Here is a 5777-nt window from a genome sequence, read left to right on the forward strand (position 1 = left end):
ACGAGAACCCGAAGCCGTTCACCTGGACCAAGACAGCCGACGAGATCCTCAAATCCCTCGCCGACTACCTCACCAAAATCAGCCCATCCAGCACCGAAAACCAGCAGCAGACTTAAGACCGCCTTTTCTGGCGCATCACACTAGCAGCGCGGCCCCCAGGTTGGCTAGGAGCCCCGCTTGGCCGGGGTGGTCGGCGGGCGTGCTGTGTACGGCTTCCTGGCCGGCGGTGACGGCCCGGTCCAGATCAGCCAGATCCCCCGTCCGCCCGAACCGGACCCGAAGCGCAAACCCTAGGCCGGACAGGCACCCTCCTCGGTCGGGGTGGTCGGCGGGCGCGGCCTGGACCGCGGCCCGGAGGCAGTCAACGGCCTGATCCAAGTCCGACAGATCCCCCGTCCGCTCGAACCGAGCCTGCAGCGCGCTCCCCAGGTTGGACAGGTACCCTGCCCGGTCGGGGTTGGAGGGCGCGGCGTGTACGGCTTCCTGTCCGGCGGTGACGGCCTGATCAAGGTCCAACAGATCCCCCGTCCGCCCGAACCGGACCCGAAGCGCAAGCCCCAGGTTGTTCAGGAACACAGCCCGGCCTGGGTGGTTGGCGGGCGCGGCGTGTACGGCTTCCTGTCCGGCGGTGACGGCCCGGTCCAGGTCCGACAAATCCCCCGTCCGCCCGAGCCGGGTCTGCAGCGCGCCCCCCAGGTTGGACAGCCGTCCTGCCCGGTCGGGGTGGGTGGTGGGTGTGGCGTGTACGGCTTCCTGTCCGGCGGTGACGGCCTGATCAAGGTCCGACAAATCCCCCGTCCGCGTGAACACGGCTAGCAGCACGTTCCCGAGGTTGTTCAGGTACGCCGCTCGGTCAGGATTGTCGGCGGGCGCGGCTCGGACCGCGGCCCGGAGACGGTCGACGGCCTGGTCCAGGTCCGACAGATCCCCCGTCCGCTCGAACCGGGAGCTCAGATCGTTCCCGAGATGGAACAGGCGCCCCGCTCGCTCGGGGTAGTCGGCGGACGTGGCCCGGATCGCGGCCTGGAGAAGGTCGATGGCCTGGTCCAGGTCCGACAGATCCCCGGCCCGTCTGAACCGGGCACCCAGCGCGCCCCCGAGGTTCTGGAGGTACAGGGCTCGGTTGGGGTGGTCAGCGGGCGTGGTGTCTACGGCTTCCTGTCGGGCGGTGATGGTCTGCTCCAGGTCCGACAGGTCGCCGGTCCGGTTGAACCGGGAGTGCAGTGCGTTCCCGAAATAGTTCAGATACGCCGCTCGGTCGGGGTGGTCGGCGTGCGCGGCGTGCGCGATGCGCTGCCACAGGCCAACGGCGTTGGAGAGCAGGTCCGGGTCGGCGGAGTCAAGTGCCTGCTGGAGCAGGCCGTCGGCGTGCGGTGCCGCGGTGTCGGCGAGCCGTGGAAGGAGGGGCTCGGGCAGGCCGCTGGCGCCGGTGAGGAAGCAGGGGGTGAACGCTTCCACCGCGGCGTCCAGGTCTGCACCGCCTTGGCTGTCCGGGAGCGCCGTGTACCGGTGGAAATGGAGCCAGCCGAGTGCGTACCAGGCTGTTACGTCGCTTAGATCGCTGGTGTTGGTGCGGAGGAGTTCGGTGAGCTGTCGGGCCTCAGCGAGAGCCTGAGGTTCCAGTGCCGGGGAAAGATCGCCGGTGTCGGCGATCCGCCCCAGCCGGGTCCACACCGCAGCCAGCCATTCCTCAAGCACCCCTGCCCCCCGATGTCAACCATGCGCCCTGTCGCATACCCACCCTGGAGTCACGGGAGGAATCCCCGCGTACCCTCGTGGTGCCGGCCAACGCTACGCCACACCAGCGTAGTTGGCCGGGGACAGGCCAGTGACGAGAACAGGCAGGGAGGAAACCCCATGGCCGACGGGGGCGAGGCGGCAGCGCCGGACGGGGTGCAGAGGCTGGCCGCGGTGTGCGCGCATCTGGAGGAGATCCGCGCGGACCTGCGGGAAGGGCCGGGCGGCGACGGAGGCCCGGTGGAGCGGGTGCTGGCCGCCGCACGGAACGGCGGGGACGTAGCGGGCACGCTCTCCGTGCTGCATGCGGTCCTGCAGGCCAGCGGCGACCCCCTGGGGCTGGACGGCTACACCGACCACACCGGTTCCACCCGTGGGCTGCAGCCGGCCGGGATCAGCAATACCGGGATCAGCAATACCCGCGCCGAGTTTGTGTATCTGTGTCCGGCAGGCCGGTGCGCGCGCTACTGGTGGCCCCAGGCCACCGCCCCGGTGCCGCAGTGCGCGATCAGCAGCACCGTGCTGCGCCGGGAACGGCTGTAACCGGTGGGCGTCCTGCTGTCCCAACTGGGCACCAAACTCGCCGAGCGGTGGCTGTCCTTGCTTGTCCTGCCCGGCGCCCTCTATCTCGCCGTCGCCGCCACCGGCCACACCCTGGGCCACCTCCACCCCTTCGACCTGGCTCGCCTCACCCACCAGATCACCGCCTGGGCCAGACACCCCGCCGCGAGCACCGTCGGCGGCCAAGTGGTGCTGCTGGCCGCGATACTGGCTGGCGCTGCCGCGGCCGGACTCGTCGCCCAAGCTCTCGGCTTGCTGACCGAACGGCTCTGTCTGGCCGCAGACTGGTCTACCTGGACTGCTTCCTCCGGGACCCATACGTCCCAGTATCAAGCTGTCCTGACATCGGGGGGAACTTCAGTGGTGTCGAAGAAAATGAGTGAGCTGCCCTTCTTGGCCGAATCGCTGATCTTCACCTCGTAAGGAATCTCGGCCCCCTCGTACGTGGCGACGCACTGGCTGACCGCGCCGGCCTTCTCGTCCACACCGTCGGGGCACTTGGCACTGGTCTCACCGGGTACCCGGGCAGAGCGGAGCACTGCCTGGCGCAGGTTGTGTTCCACCTTCTCGACGAAGGGCGCATTCATCGCGGGGAGCGGGGTGATCTTGAGCTTCTCGCCCGTTTCGCGCCCCGGTCTGCTGTTTCTCGGGTGATGTCGGCGTAGAGGCGGAAGAGAGTCGGGCGGGCTTCGCCCTGGTCGCGTTCGTGCAGGGCCGCCCAGCACTGGGCGATGAGCTTCCGGGCCTGGGTGCCGGGCCAGGGCTGGGGCAGGAGCTGAGGCGGCAGCAGCGGGTCGGGCTCTATGGCGCGGGTGAGTTCGGCGGCCAGCTCGACAGCGATGGTGAGGAGTGCGGATGAGGAGAGTTCGGCAGGGCCGGTGAGCCGGGCGAGGCGGGGCTGGGCGATGCGGCTGAGGTGGTAGTAGCGGTCGGCGATCTCCTCCAGGGGCCATAGACGTCGGGCGAGTTCGGCAGGCTCTTGGGTGTCGCCCCTGCGCAGGTCCGTCGTGGTGAGGAGGGTGAGCGCGCCGTGGGTGCCGAGGCGGTGGGCCGCTTCTTCGACGTACGGTTCCCACGTGTTGGCGCAGACGTACAATCCGCCCTGGAGCGGGGCGCCACCGAGGTGGACGAGCGTCTCGCGCAGGGCGTCCCGGGCGGTGCGCGCCGATTCGGGCACCGCGAAGGCGGCCAGGTGCCAGACACCGTCCCAGGGTGCGAGCCCGGCGTCCTGTTGGAATGCGTGCCGCAGGAAGTCCGCGTTGGGGGCGAGGGCACGCTTGGTGTCCGTGGTCGCGTGCAGCTCCGCCTTGCGGCCTCGGCCCTCGTGGGTGAATCGGCCTTCGGACACGAGGCGTTTGATGCACAGCCGTACCTGCTGGTCGCTCATGCCCAGAGTGTTGGCGACGGTGTACAGCTCGTCCGCGTCGACGGTGCCGTCCTCGCGGATCAGCGCGTGGACGAGCATGCGGGTGGGGACCTCGACGTGGTCGGTCTCGGCGCTCACAGTTCTCTCACTCCTTTTGTTCCGACCGGGCGGTGCATGGTGGTCACCGCGCCGAATCCGAGCAGCCCGCGCAGGTAGGGCGTGTGCTCGGTCCGTACGGCCGTGAAGCCGCGCCGCTCGTACAGGGCCCTGGCGCGCGGGTTGGTGTCGATCACGTCCAGTCTGATCTCCCAGCAGTCCTGCTCCGCCGCGACGGCGGCTACTTCCTCGATGAGCAGGCTCCCGACGCCCCGGCCGCGCATGTCCGGATCCACGGCGATGCCGTCCATGACGAGCTGTCCGGGGGCCGGGTGACGTTCGAACAGGGCGAGGAGCAGGAGTCGGTGCAGTCCTCGCAGGTGTCCGTACGCGCGCAGCACGGCGCAAGCCGATCCCCCGGTGAGGGCCCGCCCGCCGTGCTGGTACCCGGCGAGGCCGACGAGCTGCCCGTCCAGGAGTGCGCAGACCGCGCGATCGGCGTTCAGGTGGGCGGCGATAAAGGGCACCGCCTTGCCCGGCGGGTTCAGGGCGGGACCGAGTTTGCGGCCGAAGGCGTCCCAGTACAGCTCGGCCGCCCGCCGCTCGGCTCCGGCCGGAACGCCCCGCCGCACTGTCACCGGTCCGGCCCCGGGACCTGTCGCGTCCAGTCCCATGCTGTGCTCCCTTTCTCCCTGAAATCGAGACTCAAATCTATCAGACTCACGACGTCCGTTCTCATAATGATAGTTTGAGTGCCCACTCAAACCCAAACAGAGGTGGCCATCCCATGTGCCCGAAGACCCAGCCCCGAAAGCGCGGGCTCCGCATCGTCGCGTGGTCACTCGTCACGGTCCTGGTCGTGGCTGCCGGCCTCGTCGGTGTGGTGCTGTGGCAGAACTCCTACGACATGGACGAGCGGCGGGTCGCGATCCGCCACGGCGGCCACACCCTCAACGGCGTACTGGCCATCCCCAGGGACGGCCGCAAGCACCACGGCCTGGTCGTGTACGTCCACGGCGACGGCCCTGTCGACGCTACCCACGACGACGGTTACAAGCCCATGTGGGAGGCGAACGCCAAGGCCGGGTACGCCTCCCTGTCCTGGGACAAGCCCGGCGTCGCGGGTGCACCCGGCGACTGGCTCGACCAGTCCATGGACGACCGGGCCAACGAGGCAGCCGCCGCCATCGCCTGGGCCCGCGCCCGCCCGGACATCGACGGCGACCGGATCGGGCTCTGGGGCGCCAGCCAGGCGGGCTGGGTCCTGCCGAAGATCGCCGCCAAGACGCCCGTGAGCTTCGTCATCGCCGTCTCGCCCGCCATCAACTGGCTCCAGCAGGGCCGCTACAACCTCCTCGCCGAACTGCGCGCCGACGGCGCATCAGCAGCCCGCACCAAGGCGGAGGTCGCCAGGAGCGACACCACCCGCCGGCTGCTGGGGCGCCACGCGACCTTCGAGGAGTACGTCAGGGCGATGGGCGGCGACGCGGACGGCATGACCGCCGATCGCTGGGGCTTCATCTCCAAGAACTACACCGCGGACGCCACGCAAGACCTCCGCGCCCTGCGCGGCGTACCGGTGCTGCTGACCCTCGCAGGCCATGACATCAACGTGGACACCGCCGACACGGAGCGCATCTACCACAAGGTGCTGGACACAGGTGGCGCATTGACGGTCAAGCGTTACCCGGACGCGACCCATTCACTGCTCAAGCAGTCCATTGAGCAGTCGGACCTCAAGATCACGCTCACCGCGCTCTTCTCCCCCCACTCGCTCTTCGCGGACGGATTCCTGGACAGCCAACGACAGTTCCTCAAGGAACTCAGCCGAGACAGCCACGCCACTCCATGACACTCCCGCAAGCTCGGCCCGCGTGGTGCACGTTCACGTGTACCACGCGGTGCGCTTTGAAGGCTCTGGCGACCCTGTTGCCCATTGGTAGTTGAGGGCTGACAGCGGCTTGGTGGTGCTGGCAGGGTTGGTGGTGCGGCCGGTTCCTTCCTGATCCCCGGTCGT

General features: G+C 69.2%; 6 protein-coding genes. 3 read left to right on the top strand and 3 right to left on the bottom strand.

Annotation, left to right across the window (positions count from 1 at the left end; genetic code table 11):
* Nucleotides 1-135 precede the first annotated feature (135 nt).
* Nucleotides 136-1698 carry a tetratricopeptide repeat protein gene (locus ACFVX4_RS41415; protein WP_389988493.1) on the bottom strand — a complete coding sequence of 521 codons (1563 nt, stop codon included), beginning with the start codon at nucleotides 1696-1698 and terminating at the stop codon, nucleotides 136-138.
* A 159-nt stretch (nucleotides 1699-1857) separates the two neighbouring features.
* Here ACFVX4_RS41415 and ACFVX4_RS41420 point away from each other — a divergent pair, with 159 nt between their 5' ends.
* Both ACFVX4_RS41420 and ACFVX4_RS41425 read left to right on the top strand, forming a co-directional pair.
* On the top strand, nucleotides 1858-2280 hold the full coding sequence (locus ACFVX4_RS41420) for a hypothetical protein (RefSeq protein ID WP_389988496.1): 423 nt from the start codon (nucleotides 1858-1860) through the stop codon (nucleotides 2278-2280).
* 3 nt (nucleotides 2281-2283) lie between these two features.
* Complete coding sequence (locus ACFVX4_RS41425) at nucleotides 2284-2721, top strand: hypothetical protein (RefSeq protein ID WP_389988498.1); 438 nt, start codon at nucleotides 2284-2286, stop codon at nucleotides 2719-2721.
* Between the two features lie 160 nt (nucleotides 2722-2881).
* Here the strand turns inward: ACFVX4_RS41425 and ACFVX4_RS41430 are convergent, their stop codons facing one another.
* Together ACFVX4_RS41430 and ACFVX4_RS41435 are read right to left on the bottom strand one after the other, a co-directional pair.
* Nucleotides 2882-3763: a PaaX family transcriptional regulator C-terminal domain-containing protein gene (locus tag ACFVX4_RS41430; RefSeq protein ID WP_389988507.1), complete on the bottom strand. Its 882-nt coding sequence runs from the start codon at nucleotides 3761-3763 to the stop codon at nucleotides 2882-2884.
* A 35-nt stretch (nucleotides 3764-3798) separates the two neighbouring features.
* Nucleotides 3799-4434 carry a GNAT family N-acetyltransferase gene (locus tag ACFVX4_RS41435; protein ID WP_389988501.1) on the bottom strand — a complete coding sequence of 212 codons (636 nt, stop codon included), beginning with the start codon at nucleotides 4432-4434 and terminating at the stop codon, nucleotides 3799-3801.
* Between the two features lie 113 nt (nucleotides 4435-4547).
* On the opposite strand from ACFVX4_RS41435, the gene ACFVX4_RS41440 reads away from it, so the two are divergent.
* Complete coding sequence (locus tag ACFVX4_RS41440) at nucleotides 4548-5612, top strand: alpha/beta hydrolase family protein (RefSeq protein WP_389988504.1); 1065 nt, start codon at nucleotides 4548-4550, stop codon at nucleotides 5610-5612.
* Nucleotides 5613-5777 lie beyond the last annotated feature (165 nt).

It is taken from the genome of Streptomyces sp. NPDC058240 (genome assembly GCF_042882135.1).
Classification (GTDB): Bacteria; Actinomycetota; Actinomycetes; order Streptomycetales; family Streptomycetaceae; genus Streptomyces.

Excerpts from the sequence above, each read along its gene's own strand:
- ACFVX4_RS41420 (WP_389988496.1), top strand. The coding sequence starts at position 1,858 with ATGGCCGACGGGGGCGAGGCGGCAGCGCCGGACGGGGTGCAGAGGCTG.
- ACFVX4_RS41430 (WP_389988507.1), bottom strand. The coding sequence starts at position 3,763 with ATGCTCGTCCACGCGCTGATCCGCGAGGACGGCACCGTCGACGCGGAC.
- ACFVX4_RS41435 (WP_389988501.1), bottom strand. The coding sequence starts at position 4,434 with ATGGGACTGGACGCGACAGGTCCCGGGGCCGGACCGGTGACAGTGCGG.
- ACFVX4_RS41440 (WP_389988504.1), top strand. The coding sequence starts at position 4,548 with ATGTGCCCGAAGACCCAGCCCCGAAAGCGCGGGCTCCGCATCGTCGCG.